The 17,674-nt window shown below is 61.9% G+C and carries 14 protein-coding genes; 5 read left to right on the plus strand and 9 right to left on the minus strand.

Annotated elements, in window-relative coordinates:
• Positions 1-126 precede the first annotated feature (126 nt).
• Positions 127-1,683 carry a putative bifunctional diguanylate cyclase/phosphodiesterase gene (locus GGR30_RS06505; RefSeq protein ID WP_183483759.1) on the plus strand — a complete coding sequence of 519 codons (1,557 nt, stop codon included), beginning with the start codon at positions 127-129 and terminating at the stop codon, positions 1,681-1,683.
• A 196-nt stretch (positions 1,684-1,879) separates the two neighbouring features.
• Here the strand turns inward: GGR30_RS06505 and GGR30_RS06510 are convergent, their stop codons facing one another.
• Positions 1,880-2,911: a Fe(3+) ABC transporter substrate-binding protein gene (locus tag GGR30_RS06510; RefSeq protein ID WP_183483761.1), complete on the minus strand. Its 1,032-nt coding sequence runs from the start codon at positions 2,909-2,911 to the stop codon at positions 1,880-1,882.
• A 165-nt stretch (positions 2,912-3,076) separates the two neighbouring features.
• Here GGR30_RS06510 and rirA point away from each other — a divergent pair, with 165 nt between their 5' ends.
• The 3 genes from rirA (at position 3,077) to GGR30_RS06525 (ending at position 6,562) form a co-directional block, all read left to right on the plus strand.
• Positions 3,077-3,544: an iron-responsive transcriptional regulator RirA gene (gene rirA / locus GGR30_RS06515; protein ID WP_183483763.1), complete on the plus strand. Its 468-nt coding sequence runs from the start codon at positions 3,077-3,079 to the stop codon at positions 3,542-3,544.
• A gap of 264 nt (positions 3,545-3,808) precedes the next feature.
• On the plus strand, positions 3,809-5,440 hold the full coding sequence (locus GGR30_RS06520; protein ID WP_183483765.1) for an FGGY-family carbohydrate kinase: 1,632 nt from the start codon (positions 3,809-3,811) through the stop codon (positions 5,438-5,440).
• A gap of 120 nt (positions 5,441-5,560) precedes the next feature.
• Positions 5,561-6,562, plus strand: a complete 1,002-nt coding sequence (locus GGR30_RS06525; RefSeq protein ID WP_183483767.1) for a LacI family DNA-binding transcriptional regulator — start codon at positions 5,561-5,563, stop codon at positions 6,560-6,562.
• 12 nt (positions 6,563-6,574) lie between these two features.
• Here the strand turns inward: GGR30_RS06525 and GGR30_RS06530 are convergent, their stop codons facing one another.
• The 6 genes from GGR30_RS06530 to GGR30_RS06555 form a co-directional block, all read right to left on the minus strand.
• A complete protein-coding gene (locus tag GGR30_RS06530) occupies positions 6,575-7,942 on the minus strand; it encodes an aminotransferase family protein (protein ID WP_183483770.1) in 1,368 nt (455 codons plus the stop codon).
• 64 nt (positions 7,943-8,006) lie between these two features.
• Complete coding sequence (locus GGR30_RS06535; RefSeq protein ID WP_183483772.1) at positions 8,007-9,059, minus strand: ABC transporter ATP-binding protein; 1,053 nt, start codon at positions 9,057-9,059, stop codon at positions 8,007-8,009.
• 11 nt (positions 9,060-9,070) lie between these two features.
• Positions 9,071-10,354 carry an MGH1-like glycoside hydrolase domain-containing protein gene (locus tag GGR30_RS06540; protein WP_246413626.1) on the minus strand — a complete coding sequence of 428 codons (1,284 nt, stop codon included), beginning with the start codon at positions 10,352-10,354 and terminating at the stop codon, positions 9,071-9,073.
• Between the two features lie 2 nt (positions 10,355-10,356).
• Positions 10,357-11,607 carry a carbohydrate ABC transporter permease gene (locus tag GGR30_RS06545; protein WP_210287961.1) on the minus strand — a complete coding sequence of 417 codons (1,251 nt, stop codon included), beginning with the start codon at positions 11,605-11,607 and terminating at the stop codon, positions 10,357-10,359.
• Entirely contained in the window at positions 11,604-12,908 is a 1,305-nt protein-coding gene (locus GGR30_RS06550) for a carbohydrate ABC transporter permease (RefSeq protein ID WP_246413628.1), read from the minus strand. Before GGR30_RS06550 ends, GGR30_RS06545 begins: the two co-directional genes overlap by 4 nt.
• 70 nt (positions 12,909-12,978) lie before the next feature.
• The gene (locus GGR30_RS06555) at positions 12,979-14,325 is read right to left on the minus strand and encodes an ABC transporter substrate-binding protein (protein WP_183484089.1); all 1,347 of its coding nucleotides are present in this window, start codon (positions 14,323-14,325) and stop codon (positions 12,979-12,981) included.
• A gap of 413 nt (positions 14,326-14,738) precedes the next feature.
• Here GGR30_RS06555 and GGR30_RS06560 point away from each other — a divergent pair, with 413 nt between their 5' ends.
• Positions 14,739-15,533, plus strand: coding sequence for a DUF1206 domain-containing protein (locus GGR30_RS06560; RefSeq protein WP_183483773.1), 795 nt, complete (start codon positions 14,739-14,741; stop codon positions 15,531-15,533).
• Between the two features lie 39 nt (positions 15,534-15,572).
• Here the strand turns inward: GGR30_RS06560 and GGR30_RS06565 are convergent, their stop codons facing one another.
• On the minus strand, positions 15,573-16,928 hold the full coding sequence (locus tag GGR30_RS06565) for a mechanosensitive ion channel family protein (protein ID WP_183483774.1): 1,356 nt from the start codon (positions 16,926-16,928) through the stop codon (positions 15,573-15,575).
• 139 nt (positions 16,929-17,067) lie between these two features.
• Positions 17,068-17,673, minus strand: a complete 606-nt coding sequence (locus GGR30_RS06570; protein ID WP_183483775.1) for a hypothetical protein — start codon at positions 17,671-17,673, stop codon at positions 17,068-17,070.
• Position 17,674 lies beyond the last annotated feature (1 nt).

A 17,674-nucleotide genomic window follows, 5' to 3' on the forward strand; every position in this document is an offset into this window, starting at 1 on the left:
CACGTTTCCGGCTATGCTTTTGGTCCGGTTTTGCGGCCGGGTCGTTATGTCGGCCATAGGCATAGACGTGCGACCGAGCACAACAACGATAAAGAACGCCGATCGGATCGGCGTCAGGGTGCGCGATTGAAAAAACTGAAGGAAGCGTTGCGGGGCGATATCGTGATCGTGCTGGTGCTCGGCTTGGTTGCGACGGTCTTTCTGGTGTATTTCGAGTCGTTCGAGCGTCTGCACACGTTTTCACGCGCCCATGAAGACTGGGAACTCGACGAGTTCTTCACGGTGTTGATGGTGGCAAGTTTCGCGCTTCTGTTCCTGCTTGTCCAGCGCACCCGCTCATTGCGCAGAGAGGTGACAAGTCGGCATGAGGCTGAGCGGCTGGCGCAGGCGCTTGCCCGTCAGGATACGCTGACTGGTATTTCCAACAGGCGTTATTTCGAGGAGGAATGCGAGCGGAGGCTGACGCGGGCACGCCGCAAGTCGGATCGTTTCTCGCTTCTGTTCATTGATTTCGACCGGTTCAAGCAGATCAATGACAGCCTTGGCCACGAGGCCGGCGACAGGTTGCTCCAGGTGGTATCCGACCGTCTGAAAAAAGCGGTTCGGCCCGACGACTTTCTTGGCCGGCTGGGTGGCGACGAGTTCGCGGTGCTGATGCAGGACACTGGCGGCGAAGATACGGCGGAACGTCTCGCTTCACGGCTGCTGACTGATGTTTCCCGACCTGTAATGCTGCTCGGCCGCGAAATTTCCCCTTCCGTGAGTATCGGCGTCGCTTCCTATCCGAAGGATGGGACAAGCCGCGACACGCTGCTGAAAAAGGCGGACGCCGCGATGTATCGGGCGAAGGAGGAAGGACGCCGGCGGATCGTTTCCTTCTCTGATGAAATGGATGGCGGCTCGGAAGCTGAACAGATGCTCGAACTCGATCTGGCCGAAGCGCTCTCATCGGGCCAGATCATTCCATATTACCAGTTGATTAGCAGTTGTTCGGTTGGCGAGGTTGTTCTGGTCGAGGTTCTGGCCCGCTGGAAACATCCCAAACTGGGGGTTCTGAGCGCGGGAGACTTCATCTCGCATGCGGAAGCGGCGGGCCTCATTCCTGCCTTGTTCAAGGCGGTTCTGGTACAGGCCTGCAAGGATGCGCGTCAGTGGCCGTCCGCCACCGCGATCGCCGTGAACGTGACACCCCATCAATTGTGCGATCCCGGTTTTGCCGGCTGCGTTCTTAAGATATTGCGAGAGAACGACTTTCCGCCGGGCCGGCTCGAACTGGAAGTGACCAAGGACGCACTAGTGGTCGATCTCGATGCCACGCGGCAGAACATCATGCGGCTTAAATCAGAAGGGATCCGCGTGTCGCTCGATGATTTCGGTACGGGATATTCCAGCCTGCGCCAGCTTCGCGAACTGCCCTTCGACCGGATCAAGATCGATCGCAGCTTCATCTCCGGGGTTGGCACAGATCCGCAGAGCGACGAGATCGTCGCCTCGACCATCAAACTGTGCCGGGCTCTGGGCCTCAAGACGGTCGCCGAGGGGATCGAGGACAAGGCTCAGCTCGACTGGATCTGCGCGCATGGCGCGGATGCCGTGCAGGGCTATTTCAATGCAATGCCCGTTCCCGCTGACGAATTGGCGGCGGTGCTGAAGGCTTATCCCGACGGCCGTGTGAGGCGATAAGTCCAGGAGAACAACGCCGTGCCCGGACACGGTTCCGCTTCTCCATGCGGTGATCTTTCGCAAAGGCCGGCTCGCTCGGCCCGGCTGTCAGTCACCCTCGAGTAGATCAGCCTTGCACGGAAAAGCGGATCCACTCTCTTTTGTCTTCACGTCTTTTCTCAAGCGCCAGGTGGTCGTCGCCTGACTGCGTTGTGCTTCAGGGGCCGTCGTTGAAGCCGGTCTTGTCGACGAGTTCGGAGGCCTCTCGGCGGTGGTCTGCGATCTCAGTCAGCGACAGGTCGTCAGGATGAATCTCGCCGAAAGACTGGACGATTTCCGAAGCTTCGGCACCCGGCATGACCGGATATTCGAAAACCTGCTCGGCATAGATTTCCTGGGCCTCGGGCGAAGCCAGGAATTCCATCAGCTTCAGCGCGTTTTCCGGATGCGGCGCGTGCTTTGCCATCGCCATGCCCGAGACGTTGACATGGGTGCCCCGGTCCTCGGCATTGGGAAACAGGATGTCGATCGCGGCTGCCCATTCCTTCTGCTCGGGTTCCTTGTCATTGGTCATCATCAGGCCGACATAGTAGGTGTTGCCGAGCGCGATGTCGCATTCGCCCGACATGATCGCCTTGGCCTGGCTGCGATCGTTGCCGTTCGGGCGGCGAGCGAGGTTGGCCTTGAGGCCCTCGAGCCATTCCTCGGTGTATGCGGCGCCGTGATGGGCGATCATGGAGGCGATCAGTGCAATATTGTAGGGATGCTGGCCGTCGCGGATGCAGATCGCGCCCTTCCATTTGGGATCCGACAGTTCTTCATAGGTGATCGGTACCTGGCCGATACGGTCCTTCGAAGCATAGACCACGCGGCCGCGCTTGGTCAGCGCGAACCAGTTGCCGTCAGGGTCGCGAAATTGTTCTGGAATATCGGCATTGATGATCTCGCTCTCGACCGGCTGCGTCACCTCGGCTTCCTTTGCCTCGGTCAGGCGGCCGATATCGACGGTGAGGATCACGTCCACGGGAGAATTGGCACCCTCGGCTTTCACCCGCTCGACAAGGCCGGTATCCAGAAACAGCACGTTCGTGTTGATGCCGGTTTCGGCCTCGAAGGCCTCGAGAAGGGGAGCGATCAGTTCGGGCTGGCGGTAGGAATAGATGTTGACGTCCTCGGCCAGGGCCGGAGCGGCCGTGCCGATGATCGCTGCAGCCAGGAAAGAACCGGCAAGCGCCTTGAGCCTTGTCATTGAATCCTCCATGTGATCTTTTAAGTCGATTTATGTAATCAGGTATCCAGGACGAGGTGTCAACCGATCGGGCCTTTAGACTTGAGTGAAAATTTCTTCTTTTGGAATTGTTCCAAAGTGAGAAACGCGTTATAAAGATGGAAAGATTCTAAAGAGGAAATCGGTATGCGCCTGACCAAGCAGACGAATTACGCGGTACGTATGCTCATGTATTGCGCCGCCAACGACGGCAAGCTGAGCCGTGTGCCCGAGATCGCCAAGGCTTATGGCGTGTCTGAGCTATTCCTGTTCAAGATCATCCAGCCCCTGCACAAGGCGGGCATCATGGAAACGGTACGCGGCCGCAATGGTGGCGTCCGCCTCGGCCGCCCGGCCTCCGAGATCACGCTTTTCGATGTGGTTAGCGTCACGGAGGAGAATTTCTCCATGGCCGAATGCTTCGAGGACGGCAATGAAACGGATTGCCCGCTGGTAGATAGCTGCGGCTTCAACGGGGCGCTCAGGGAGGCGCTGAATGCCTTCTTCTCTGTCCTTGCCGGCTACACGATCGATGATCTGGTGCGCCGCCGCACTGATATTTTCAAGCTGCTCAGCATTGATGAGGACAAGAAGGTCGCATCTTCCGCAGCGTGAGGCTGGCCTGTCACTCGTTTTGGTTCAAGGCGTCGGGGCAACCGGCGCCTTTTTCCTTTTCTGAACTCCTCCAATTTGCCGCGACGGCCATTGTTGCGGCTTGAGCTTGCGGTGAGAAAGATGTAGCAAGGGAAAGCTAACTCGTAACAGCATGCGTCGCCAGGGAGAACAAGCTGGCTTGGTCGGTGCTGGGCGGAGGCGGCCGTTGCGGCCGGACAAGAAAACGGAGATGCTCCGCTTGCGTGACGGGGCAGGGAGAGAAGCATGAGCAATCATTTCATCGGTATCGACGTCGGAACCGGCAGCGCCCGTGCGGGCGTCTTCGACGAGAACGGTCGTCTTCTCGGCGTCGGCAAGAAAGACCTCGCCTTGTGGCGGGAGGCGGGCGATATCGTCGAACAATCGTCGGACGATATCTGGAATGCCATCTGCTTTTCGACGAAGACGGCACTTGCCGAAGCCGGCATCGCGCCCGACAGCGTCAAGGGAATCGGATTCGACGCGACCTGTTCGCTCGTCGTCCTGGACGGCGAGGGCAGGCCGCTCCCCGTCGGTCCGTCGGAAGATCCCGAGCGCAACATCATCGTCTGGATGGATCACCGCGCCATCGAGCAGGCGGATCGCATCAATGCCGGCGGCCATGATGTGCTGCGCTATGTCGGCGGCCGTATCTCACCGGAAATGGAAACGCCGAAACTGCTCTGGCTGAAGGAAAACCGGCCCGAGACCTTTGCCGCCGCCGGCCATTTCTTCGATCTTGCCGACTTTCTCTCCTGGCGCGCGACTGGCGCGACGGAGCGTTCGGTCTGCACGGTTACCTGCAAATGGACCTACCTCGCCCATGAAAGCCGGTGGGATGCCGGTTATTTCAAGGCGATCGGCCTTGAGGAGCTCGCCGACGATGATTTCGCCCGGATCGGCTCGAATGTGGTCGATATCGCCACGCCCCTGGGCAAGGGACTGTCGGAGGAAGCGGCGAGCGAACTTGGCCTTGCTGCGGGCACCCCGGTCGGCGCGTCGCTGATCGATGCCCATTGTGGCGGCGTCGGCACCTTTGCCTGCGAAGGGCCTGACGGCGAGAACCTGCCGCCGGAAACCCAGATGGCGCTGATCATGGGCACCTCGGCTTGCGCCATGACGCTGGCGAAGGATGCAAATTTCGTCGACGGCGTCTGGGGTCCCTATTTCGGTGCCATGGTGCCGGGCTTCTGGCTTCTGGAAGGCGGTCAGTCTGCCTATGGCGCCGCACTTGACCATCTGGTCACGCTCCACCCCGCCTATCCCGCCATGCGCGAGAAGGCGGCTGCGGCGGGCCTTCCGCTTCCCGTCTATCTGGAAAAGCGCGCGGTCGAAAAAGCGGGTTCAGCGGAACAGGCAGCCTTTCTCGGGCGCGATATCCAGGTGGTAGCGGAGTTCCTCGGCAATCGCGCGCCCTATGCCGATCCGCAGGCAACCGGCGTCATCAGCGGTCTGAAACTTGAGACGGGAGAAGACGGTCTGGTGGCGCTCTACGTCGCGGGCCTTTGCGGGCTTTGCTACGGTACGCTGCAGATCATCGAGGCGGAAAAGGCCAAGGGACTGCCGCTCGAGACCATCGTGGTCAGCGGCGGCGCGGCCCAGAGCGGACTGTTGCGCCGTATCCTGGCGGACGCGACGGGCTTGAAGGTCGCGCTGCCCGATACGGCCGAACCGGTTCTGCTCGGCGGCGCCATCATCGGCGCGGTCGCTTCCGGCCACCATGCCGATCTGGAGCAGGGCGCGCGGCAGATGTCCTCCATCAAGGAGATCATCGCACCGGCGGGCGGCCCGGTCGCAGCATTGCACGAGGCCAAATTCGCGGCCTTCGCGCTGCTGCAGGAGGCTGATCGCAAGATCCGGGCCGCGATGCGCGCATAGCGTCTCCGTCGTTTGGCTTCAGGGCTTGCCGGCGTAAGTCCGCGTTTTCCCGTGCGCTAGCGCAGCGGCGACGTTATGGTGCCCGCAGACGGCGCGGGCACACAGGACGAAAGAGAGGCAATGGCGAAAACCATATCCGAGATCGCGGAGGAGACGGGCTACTCGAGGACCACGATCACCATGGTCCTGAGCGGCCGCGCCTCCGAATACCGGATCAGTGCGCGCACCCAGAAGATCATCCAGGATTATGTCGCCGAGCACGGCTATACGATCAACCAGACCGCGCGCAACCTGAAGACAAGGCGCAGCCACACGGTCGGATTTGTCGCGCCGGAGATTGCCAACCCCTTCTTTGCCCGGTTCATGGCGAGCCTTGAAGCCTGCTGCCGGGCTGAAGGCCTGGTGCTGATCACGACATCGAGCGGCGAGGATCCGGCGCTCGAAGTCCGCGCCTTGCAGAGCCTCATGGAGCGCGGGGTCGATGCACTGGTGCTCGCGCCCTGCGCGCCGCGTCCGCCGGCAAGCGCCCGCAAACGCGGCCGGCGCACGCCGATGGTCCTGGTCGACCGGCACTATCCGGGCGATAGCGTCGAAGCGATCACCAGCGACCACAGGGAGAATGCGAGACTGCTCACTGCGGCGGTGATGGCGTCCGGCGCGGAGCGTGTGGTTTTCTTCTGCGGCCATCCGGATAATCCGGCCATCGCAGAGCGTATCGCGGGTTTCCGCGAGGCGGCGGGTGATGGCGAGAAGGCGCGTGTGCTGACGGCGGATGACGACAGCGCGGCAGCCGGCGAGGCCATGATGCAGGCGCTTCTGGCGGATGGCGGAGAACTGCCCTCGGCGCTTGTCTGTTCGTCGCTGCTGGTGCTCGAGGGCGCGCTGCAATGCCTGAAACAGGCCCGCTCGGCCGTGCCGCCCGAGATGATCATCGCCACATTCGACTATGACGGCTTCCTCGAGCTTCTGCCCAATACCGTCATCGTCATCCGTCAGGACGAGGCGGCGCTGGCGCGCGCCGCCTTCAGTTCCATTGCCGCCCAGATCGGCGGCAAGCCTGCTGCCGAGGGGACGCGCACGATCGTGGATGCCGAACTGGTCCGCCTCAACGCCACGGCGTGAAGATTGCCGGCGTCACCCGATCTCGGCGAAGACGGCGGCGAAGGTCTCTTCCAGAAGGTCGAACATGGTGTCGAGTTCGTCGCGTGTGATGATGAAGGGCGGGGCGAGCACGACGGAGGCGCCGAGCGGACGGCAGATGAGGCCCTTTTCCAGCGCCTTGTTGGCAATGCGCTCGGAAATGCGCAGCTTGCCGTCAAAGGGCGTCTTCCTCTTCTTGTCGGCGACGATTTCGATCGCGCCCATGAAGCCAACGCCGCGCACTTCGCCGGCATGGGGATGGTCGCCAAACCGGGACAGCCGCTTGAGGAAATAGGGCGTCAGCGCCCGGACATTGTCGATCAGCCCGTCATTCTCGATCACGTCCAGCGCCTTCAGCGCAACGGCCGAGCCGAGCGGGCTGCCGGCCGCGGTGAAGCCGTGGGGGAATTCCTCCGCCGCCTCCGAGGCCGCCTGCATCTCTGCCGCAAGCCGTTCGCCCAGAATGACCGCGCCCATCGGATAATAGCCGGCGGTGATGCATTTCGAGGTGATGATCGCGTCCGGCTGCATGTCGTAATAGTCGCTGCCCCACATCTCTCCCAGCCGGCCGAATCCGCAGATCACTTCATCGGCGATCAATGGAATGTCATACTCACGGAGCACCGGGCGGATCGCCGCGAAATAGCCCTTTGACGGGGGAATGACGCCGCCGGCGCCCTGGACGGGTTCGGCAAACATGCCGGCGATCGTCTCCGGCCCCTCGCGCTCGATCAGGTCCTTCAGATTGCGCGCCATGCGCTCGGTGAACGCCTCCTCGGTCTCGCCTTCCAGCCCGAAACGCCAGTAATGCGGGCAATCGGCATGGAGAAAGCCCGGCAGCGGCAGGCCGAATTCGCCATTGTAGGGCTTGGCCGTCATGGATGAGGTGGCAATCGTCACGCCGTGATAGGCGTTGACGCGGGTGATGATCTTGCGCCGTTCCGGCTGGCCCTTGCGGCGGTTGATCATCCACAGCATCTTGACCATGGTGTCGTTCGCTTCCGAACCGGAATTCGTGTAGTAGACCTTGCCGCTGTCAAAGGGCGAGAGCGCGATCAGCCGCTCGGAAAGCGCGACCGTGACATCGGCGATACGGCCGAAGAACGAATGATAGCCTGGAAAGCGCTCGGCCTGGGCCGTAAGCGCTTCAATGATGCCCTTGTGATTGAAACCGGCGACGTTGTTCCACAGCCCGGAATTGGCATCGAGATAGCGTTTGCCGTGGACATCGAAGACGTGGATGCCCTCGCCATGGGTGAGGATAACGGGCCCGTTTTCCTTCAGCGAGGGAAAATCGGTAAAGCCGTGAAGGACATTGGCCCTGTCCTTTTCTTCCCACGAATTGCCGTTTGCGTCCGCCATGTCCGGTCTCCCTGTTCGACGGACGGAGGTTTCCCGCGATTGGCGGCCGCCGTCAAGGTGCGGCTCAAAGCGAAAGGCCGGCCTCGTTGAAGACATGGATGTGCCGGTCGCGGAAGGAAAGGCCGATGTCTTGGCCGCGAATATTGTCCTCGACCTCGTCCGCGCGCACGATCAGCCGTCCGGCATCGCCGCAATCGACATAGAGGAAGGTGTCGGAGCCGAGATATTCGACGATCTCCACCGTGCCGGAAATCTGTCCCTCGCCGGGTTTGACGATATCGATATGTTCCGGCCGGATGCCAAGCGTCGCCGGCACGCCCTCGGTGCCTTCCGGCAACGGGCCTCTGCCGTGTCCGGTAATCTCGTATTTGCCGTCGGCGCCGGTGCAGGGCAGGATGTTCATTTTCGGCGAGCCGATGAACTGGGCAACAAAGAGATTGTCCGGCTTCTCGTAGAGCTCGCGTGGGGAGCCGATCTGCATGATCCGGCCGTCCTTCAGCACCACGATCCGGTCTGCCAGCGTCATCGCCTCCACCTGGTCGTGGGTCACATAGATCATCGTCGTGCCGAGGGTTTCGTGCAGGCGGGCGATCTCGAAGCGCATCTCGACGCGCAACGCCGCATCGAGATTGGATAGCGGCTCGTCAAAGAGAAAGCCCTTCGGCTCGCGCACGATGGCACGGCCGATGGCGACGCGCTGACGCTGGCCGCCGGAAAGCGCCTTGGGGCGGCGATCGAGATAGTCCTCGAGCTTCAGGATTTCGGCGGCGCGCCCGACCTTTTCCTCGATTTCCTTCTTCGGGCTGCCGGCGGTCTTCAGCGAAAAGCCCATATTGTCGCGGACATCCATATGCGGATAGAGCGCATAGGACTGGAAGACCATGGAAAGCCCGCGCTCCGACGGCAGACGGTCGGTCACGTCATCGCCATCAAGCAGGATGCGTCCCCGGCTTGTCTCCTCAAGGCCGGAAATCATCCTGAGCAGCGTCGACTTTCCGCAGCCGGACGGGCCGACGAAGATGACGAATTCACCGTCCGCGATCTCGAGGTCGATCCCCTTGATGACCTGCAGGTCGCCGAACCATTTTTCCACGTTCTCGAGCTTGATCGCGCCCATGTGTCTCTCCCTCAGCCTGCCTGCAACATGTCGTCGCCCATTGCCCAGGCGAGATGGATGGCGGCTGTCCAGGTAAACAGCTTGCCGCCCAGACCCTCGCCGGTCAGTGGATCGAAATATTCAAAGAAGCCGGATGTCTCGACGGCGCGGCGCGTATCATTGCGCAGCCGTTCGGCAAGGGCGGTTTCGCCTTTTTCCGAAAGCCCGATGCCGATCATGTAGTTGACAACGGACCAGATCGGGCCGCGCCAGTATCGACGGCTTTCAAATTGCGCGTCGCGCGGATCCCAGCTCGGGAAGCCGAAAGAACAGCTGTCGAGAATGGCGGAGATCTCCGTCGTCAGCCGCTTTTGCTGGTCGGGCGAGCCGGCATCGGCATAAAGCGCCATGGCGGACGCGTTGGTGAAGGCGGTCGAGAGCCCGCCGGTGCGCAGGTCTTTTGCGACGTGGCCGCCGACGTCGTCGCTCCAGAAACTGTCGCATCCAGCCTTGGAATGCTTCAGCCAGGCCTCTGCCTCGTCGCGGATGCCGGGTTCGCCGAATTCCGTTGCCAGTTCGGCGAGATCCCGGTCGCCGCGCATCAGGGCGAACTGAACGCAGGGGTCGACCATGAAGAACGGTCCGTTGCGGGCGATCTCCAGATGGTCCCACTTGCACTCATGGCCGAATTTCACGATGGCGAGATAGCGGTTGTACTGTTCCGCCGTCGGCCGTTCGGACGGGTCGACATGGGTGATGTCGCGGCGCGGCAGGTCGCCGAGGTCATCGGGGACGACGATCTGGTCCATGCCGATATCCCAGTCCGGGCAATTGTCGCGGCCGGATTCCCACGGGTGAACAATGCCGACGACACCGGTATTGTCGGGATCGCGATAGGTGTGGAACCAGCGGTGCCAGGCGTGGAGCTTGTGGAACAGCGCCTTTGCCCGCTCCTTGTCCATCTCCGTGCCGGTCTGCATCATCGTCAGCATGGCGCTGGCGGCCACCGGCGGCTGGGAATGGCCGGAAGAGGGGGGCACGGTGTTGGACTTCCACATTTCAGGCCCGGGGAAATAGTCCGGGTCGGTCTTGTGGAAGATGATATGCGGCACCATGCCGTCATCCCACTGGCCGGAAAACAGCGTTTCGATCTCTTCCCAGGCGCGGTTGCGGTCGAACGTGGCAAAGCCGAGGGCGGCAAAGACGGAATCCCATTCCCACTGATAGGGGTAGAGCCTTGCCGTCGGTACGGTATAGCCGCCGCGATCGTTCATACGCAGAATGTCGATGGCCTGCTGTTTCAGCGATTGATGCATGGTCAGCCTTTCACACTGCCGGCGGTCAGCCCCGCCACCAGGAAGCGTTCGAACCAGAGGAAGATGAACAGCACCGGCACGGTCGCGATCACCGCGCCGGCCATCAGATGCTGTCGCGGCACTTCCGAAGAATTGAGCGAGACGACCCCGCGCGAGAGCGTGAACATGTTGACGTCATCGAGGAACATGAAGGCGAACAGAAACTCGTTCCAGGCGATCATGAAGACATAGAGCGCGACCGATGCCAGCGCAGGAAGCGCCAGCGGAAGCGTGATCTTGAGGATCACGCCGGGCCGCTTCAGCCCGTCCATCAGGCCGGCTTCCTCCAGTTCGGACGGCAGGCCGCGGAAATAACCCTGCAGCATGTAGAGCGCGACGGGAATGGTGGTGGCCGGATAGACGATCATCAGCCCGACCAGCGAGTTTCTCAAACCCACCTGCGAGAACACCGAATAGAGCGGGATCACCAGCACGATCGCCGGCACCATGTAGATCAAGAGGATCGAACGCGACAGAAAGGCCTGTCCCGGAAATTTCAGCCGCGCCACCGCATAGGCGCCGGGCACGGCGAAGGCGAGCGTGATGATGACGGTGGCCACAGACACAATCGCCGAATTCATCAGGAAGGTGCCGAAGGAATAGACGGTGAAGAGCTCGATATAGGAACTGAACAGGCCTGACAGGCCCTGGCTGAGATCGATCGAGAGGTCGAGCGGATTGGAAATCAGCGATTGCTGGCTTTTGAAGCTTGTCATCACCATGACATAGAAGGGGAGCGCAACGACGATGGTGAAGATCGTGAGCCCCAGCCCCTTCATGAAGCGCAGGAAGATCACCTCCAGATGATAGCGCGCCAGATTGCCGGAGGACTGGTCATGAAGCGCGGCCACGATCGACCACCATAAGGCGACAAGAAAAGCAGCAAGGGCGATCAGTTGCGGTCCGGTCGTATAGGCCAGCGAAAGGCCGAAGGGCTCGCCAAAGGTCAGAAGCATCAGGATGGCGAAGATGGCGATCACCATGGTCGCCTGCACGCGAGGCCCCCGGCTCTTCGGCCGGTCGCGCGTCTTGACCGGCGAAAGCGCATAGATCGCAGCGCCCACGGCCCCGGCAAGGGCGGCAATGGTCAGCGGCGGCGCCGTCGATTGACCGGAAAACAGGGTGAAGACGAGGCCGACCACGATCATCCAGACGATGCCCCAGAAAGCGCCCAGAAGAATGGCGGCGATGAAACCGGTTCCGATACGCATCATCCATCATCCTGCGGTGAGAATTTGAAGAAGATCAGCGAGAAGACCAGGAGCACGACGAAGACGACGACGGCGACCGCCGCGCCCGCGCCGAGATTGGAAACGGCAAAGGCCTGCTCGTAGACATCGACGGTCAGCGTGCGCGTGCCGGCCGCACCGCCGGTCAGAAGGAAGATGTCGTCGAACTTGTTGAAGGTCCAGATGAAGCGCAGCAGGAACAGCACGGCCAGAATGCCGACGAGCTGCGGCAGCGAGATGTACCAGAACTGCTGCAGCGGCGTTGCGCCATCGATCTCGGCTGCCTCGTAGACATCGGTCGAGAGCGCCTGCATGCGCGCCAGGATGAACAGGAAGGACAGCGGAAAATAGCGCCATGCCTCGAACGCGATCACCGTCGTCAGCGCCACCGGGAACTGGAAGGTCAGCCCGAAGATCGAGATGTCGACATCGCGCTGGCCAAAAAAGTCAATTGGCGCGCCGATCATGCCGGAGCGCACCAGAAGCGCGTTCAGCGTGCCGGAGTATGGGTCGAGCAGGATGATCCAGGTAAAGGCGACCGCAATCACCGGAGCCACATAGGGAAACAGGAAGAGTCCGCGCAGCACCGAGCGGCCCTTGAAGCTCTGGTTCAGGAGCTGGGCGGCGAAAAGCCCCAGCACAAGCGCGCTCGCCGTGCCGAACACCGTGTAATAGAAGGTGACGCGCAGCACTTTCCAGAAATCGGGCGAGGAGAAGATGCGCGAGAAGTTATCCAACGTGAACGAGAAATTGGTGAGGATATTGTCCGATGTTCCGAAGGCCTCGGCCGGGCTGTCACGGGGTTCGACCGGCGAGGTCAGATAGGCGGTATCGGCAATCACCTGCAGGCGGATGCGATCGCGGAATTTTTCCGGCAGGTCACCGAGCGTGCAGGTCAGTTCGCGGCCCGAAAGCGTGCAGCGCTCGTCCAGCCCGGTGACTTCGAGGCCGTCGGGGATGATATCGACAAAGCCGGCCTCGTAGATCGAGGCTTTTTGCGAGGTGTTGCGCAACCGGTATTCAAGCTCTGCCGTGTCGCCAACCTGTTCAAGATCGCCGCGCAGGCGCTCGTTGATGTTGAGTTCCGGCGGCCGCAGGTCTGAAAGCGTGACCGGCTTGAACGAGATCCAGAAATTGGCGACCAGCGGCAGGAGCACGATCGCCAGCACGATCAGGAAGGTTGGCGCCAGCATCGAATAGGCAAAGCGCATCTCGCGCTTGGCCATGCGGCCATAGGTTCTCGGTGGCGTCGGCGTGGTTTCAGCCTTGTCGGTCATGTCGGACATCGGGAAAGCCTTCGGAAAAGAACGGGCCGGGCGCTTTCAAAACGCCCGGCGGTTTGTCCGGCCTTCGGGATCAGTTGATCCCGGAAAGCTCCGAATTCAGCTTTTCGACGGCTTCCTCGCCGGAGATTTCGCCATCGATATACTCACGAACGACCTGATTGATGATCTGGCTGTTGATCATCTTCGAGGCGAGCGCGAGCTGGCCTTCCTTCACGCCCCAGCGGTTGGCGGTCTCAAGTCCGGTGACGATCTTCTGCACGGTTTCTTCCGGATAGAGATCGGCAAGCGGGGCCTTGCGGTCGACGCCGACCGGAAGCGTTGCCCATTCGTCGACGAACTTGCTTGGCTCGTCCGCCGTGCCGCGACGGACCGGGAACTTACCTTCCGGCGCCATGGACAGCGTGTTCATATAGCCCTCGTCCATGGAGAACTTGATGAAGTCGGCGGCGACATCGAGATTGGTCGCATCCGCCGTCACGCCGAGATAGCGGATATCCGCCCAGGCGGCGCCATCCGGATTGGACGGGCCGGAGAAGGTGGTGACCACATCGGTCATCTGCGCCAGTTTGGTGGAGGTCGGGTCGTCGTTGATCGTCGGCGGAGCGCTGTCGCGCAGGCCGGCAAGCTCGTCAAGAATGAAGGGCGACCAGATGATCATCGCGGCCTTGCCGTCGAAATAGAGCGCACGCGACTGCTGCCAGTAGAGCTCGCCCTCGGGTGATGCATCGGCCAGCGTCTTGTAGAAGTCGAGAACCTCGATCGTCTTGGCCTCATCCAGCGGCTTGAACCCGTCTTCGTCGACCGGCGTCACGCCATTGGCTAGGAACACGTGCTCCAGAACCTGGCTCATGAAGTTCTCGTCGATTTTGGTCGCGGCGACGAAACCGTACATCTCCGGCGGATTGTGCAGCGCCTCGATGGCGGCGGCGATGTTTTCGTAGGAATCCGGCGGGGCAAGGCCTGCCTCGTCGAACAGATCCTTGCGGTAGATGATCATCTGCGTCCAGCCATCGACCGGAACGGCAGCCGTCATGCCCTCGAACTGCGCCATCTCGATCGCGCCGGGTGCAAAGGTGTCGATGCCGAGATCGTTGACGATCTCATCGTTGATTTCAGCGTCCAGAATGCCGGCTTCGGCCCAGGGCAGAACATACTGAACAGTGAGGTAGATGACGTCGGGCAGGTCGCCGGCGGCAAAGGCGGCGGTGGCGCGCGTGCCAAGTTCGGACTCGGTCACCGGAATGACCTGCACCTCGTTGCCGGTTTCTTCCTTGAAGGCGTCGGCGATTTCCTGCTGCTTGGCGAGCCGCTCCGGCTGTTCTTCCGTCGTCCAGAAGCGGATCGTGTCGGCCTGCGCCATGGATGCCGCGCTTGCCGAAAGCAGGAGCGCCGCCGTCAGTGTCTTCAGTGTTTTCATCATGTCCTCCAAAAGCTTCCCATGGAAAACCGTCAATCGGTTTTCCTCCAAAGCCCTGCAGCAGGGCCAGTCCCCGTGAGTTCTCGTCCGCCAGATGGGCGAGACAAGCAGGTCGACAGTGCGGCCCGCCGCGCGTTCCCGGCGCATGGCGCCGAAAGAATCTGAAACCGATGGATCTCCTCCCATCGGCCTCCCGTAGCGGTTTGAAAAGGCACAAAGGCTGCACCACCGCTTAGAAGAACTTTAGCGCTTTGAGGGGATCGGTCAAGGCAAGCGACCGCCTTTGATCCGTCGTCCCGTTCCACTTTGGTCGTATGTGGCTTACGAAAATGCTGCCGCGCGCCCCTGTTCCGGCAGGAACAATGGCCTAAACCGGACGTTGCCTTGTTGAAGCGAAGCAAAGGGGACGCTCAATGGCAAAAGGCTCACGATGGATCAAGCACCTGGCCCGAACGGGCTATTTCGCCCGCGGTCTGGTCTATACGATCATCGGTCTGTTCGCGGTGCTTGCGGCGATCGGCGCGGCCGAAAGCAAGGACACCAAGGGGGCGTTGCAGACCCTTCTGGAGCAGCCTTTCGGTTCCGTCCTGATCGCGGTTCTGATCATCGGCCTTGTCAGTTACGGCGTCTGGCGCGTGTTTCAGTCGGTCATGGATCCGGATGATCACGGCACGGACGCGAAGGGGCTTACCGTTCGCGCCGGCCTGTTTTCCAGCGCGGTCACCTATGGCCTGCTCGCCCTTTATGCCCTCTCGCTGGTCGGCATTTCCAATGGCGGCGGGGGCGGCGGGGGCTCGTCGCCCGCCGAGATGCTGGCCGCCTTCGTCGGTTCGCGCCCGGTTTCGCTTGGTCTTGCCGCCATCTTCCTGGGCGTGGCGATCGCCCACTGGGTCAAGGCCTACAAGCGCAAATATGCCGATCACCTGAAGGCGTCGGACGCGGTCATGGAGTGGTTGCACCCTATTTCGATCACGGGCCTTACAGCGCGCGGCTGCGTCTTTGCCACCCTTGCGGTGATGCTGGTCCTGCGCGGACTTTCGAGCGGCGAGGGAGGGGAAACGCCGGGGCTCAAGGACGCGCTCGAATATATCCAGGGCCTGCCCTTCGGCGCGTTCCTGCTGGCGGCGCTCGGCATCGGCGTCGTGCTCTTCGCCGTCTATTCCTTTGCCGAGGCCATCTGGCGCGAGATCAACATTGAGGATGCCTAGAGTATAGCGGTTCAGAATAAGCGGGCGGCGATCCGGTGTTCAGGTCTTGCCGAATTCGTTCGGCGCGTTTTCATCCAGCAGGTCGCCGCGTCCCTTCTGATGGCGCTCCTCAGCCACCCGTCTCTGCAGATCGCTATCAACCGTCGTGTCCTGTGCCGTTTCGGGTTCGCTTGAGACGGGCGCCGCTTTGCGTTTCTCGCCGGTTGAAAGGCTCGCTGCGGGGAGCGAAAGCGCGGTCTGGATGTCGTCGTCAAGGCGCAGGCGATAGGTCGGTTCGGGCAGCGAGAAACCGTTGGTCTCCAGCGCCCGCTTCACGAGGCGCATGGCTTCGGACCGTGCCTTCAGAAGATCGGTCGCCGCCTGGTCGACCCAGCCGACGAAGACGAGCACCACATTGGAATCGCCAAGCTCCCGGATCCAGGCGTCGGCCGCCGGCTCGTCGAGGATGAAGTCCTGGCGCGATACGGTCTCACGCCCGATCCTCAGTGCCCGGTCGAGATCGCTGTTGGCGTCGACGCCGACCTCGAAGGTGAAGCGGCGCTGCGGATTGATGGTGTAGTTGATGATCACGCTCTTGAACACGGTGGCGTTCGGAATGCGGATATGGTTGCCGTCGATCTCCATCAGGATGGTGGCGCGCGCCGTCAGGCTGATGACGAAACCCTCGTAATTGTCGATCCTGACGAAATCCTGCGGGCGGAAGGGCTGGCGGACGGAGAGAAGGATGCTGGCAATATAGTTTTCGACCGTGTCCCGCACGGCAAAACCCACGGCGAGGCCGACAATGCCGGCGGCGCCGAGAAGCGTGCCGAGCAGCGCCGTCGCGCCGAGAATATCGAGCGCCAGCACCCCGCCGATGATCATGAAGGCGATCCTGACCACCTGCCGCAGGAGGTCGGCGATGAAGGTGTTCGGCGCGACCTGGCGAAAGGGCCACCGACGCTTCGCCAGGAATGCGCCGAAAAACGCAACGACCGCCCAGCACAAAAGCGCTACCAGGATCAGCGGGACATAGCTCAAGGCCTGCAGGGCACGCGCCTCGAGGCGTTCGAAGACCGGAACCAGTCGCTCGCCGACCGAGGTTTCCTCGGCAATCTCGTTGTTGACGGCAACGACGCCGTTGACCCTTTCGGCAAGCTCGCCCGCACGCGCGGCAAAACGGGCTTCCTGCACCTTGCCGCGCAACGTCACCACGCCCGAACGGACCGTCGCATCGACATTCTCCAGTCCCTCGATCTGGTCGAAAATGCCTGAGAGACGCGCCTCGATCGCGGCATCGGAGGAGGCCGCGATATCCGTCTCGATGCCGGCATTCGCTGTCTGGGCAAAGGCAAAATTCGCCAGCCCCGCCGGAAGGGCGAGAAGGCAGAAGATCAGGGCGAGTATCGTTTTCATGTCCGGCTGTCCCCTCCATCCATCCCTCTTATAGCGCAAAGCGCGCGTCTGGTGACACGCGCATTGTTCCGGCTGTCGGAATGGCAAAAGCGGGCCGCGTCAGGAGGCCCGCTTGAAATTTCGCGTTGCCGCGATTTCGTCACGCCTTGCGACGAAGCGCCGTCGGCACGAAACTGTGGATCGAAAGTCCCTCATCGCGGTGCTTGCCGCCGGCAACGCCGGCAAACCAGGAGCCTGCGGCCGCCAGTACGGCGCCGGCTGCCGAACCAAATGCGGTTACGACAGATGCATTCTGCGCCATGCGCATCATTTCGTCCGTCATCTCGCCGCTTGCCGATGTCGCGCCAAGGCTGGAAATGGCGGAAATGAGGGCAGCGCCCGCGCCGAGCGCAAGCGTCGACAGCGCCCAGACGACGATGCCGTGGATGCCGTCGCGGAACTCGCTCTCGTCTGCGGTCCCGTCACCGAAATGCGAGCGCATGCGCCCGGCGACATAGCCGCCGGCGGATGCGCTGGCGAAGGCGACGAGAATGAGCCAGAGGCCGATCAGAAAGAGCGCCCAGTTGAGGCCGTCCTGCGTGGGTTGCGCGTGGCTTGCGGCAAGGCCGATGCCAGCGCCGAACTGGGAGAGAACCGTGGCCAGCGCGCCGGCAACGGCTGCGCCGCCGAAGATCGCGCCCCATTCGAGATAGGAGACGCCCGGCCCGGGCGCGGCGGTTTTGGGAATATGTTCCTGTTCTGCCATG

Source organism: Martelella radicis, from assembly GCF_014196625.1.
GTDB lineage: Bacteria > Pseudomonadota > Alphaproteobacteria > Rhizobiales > Rhizobiaceae > Martelella > Martelella radicis.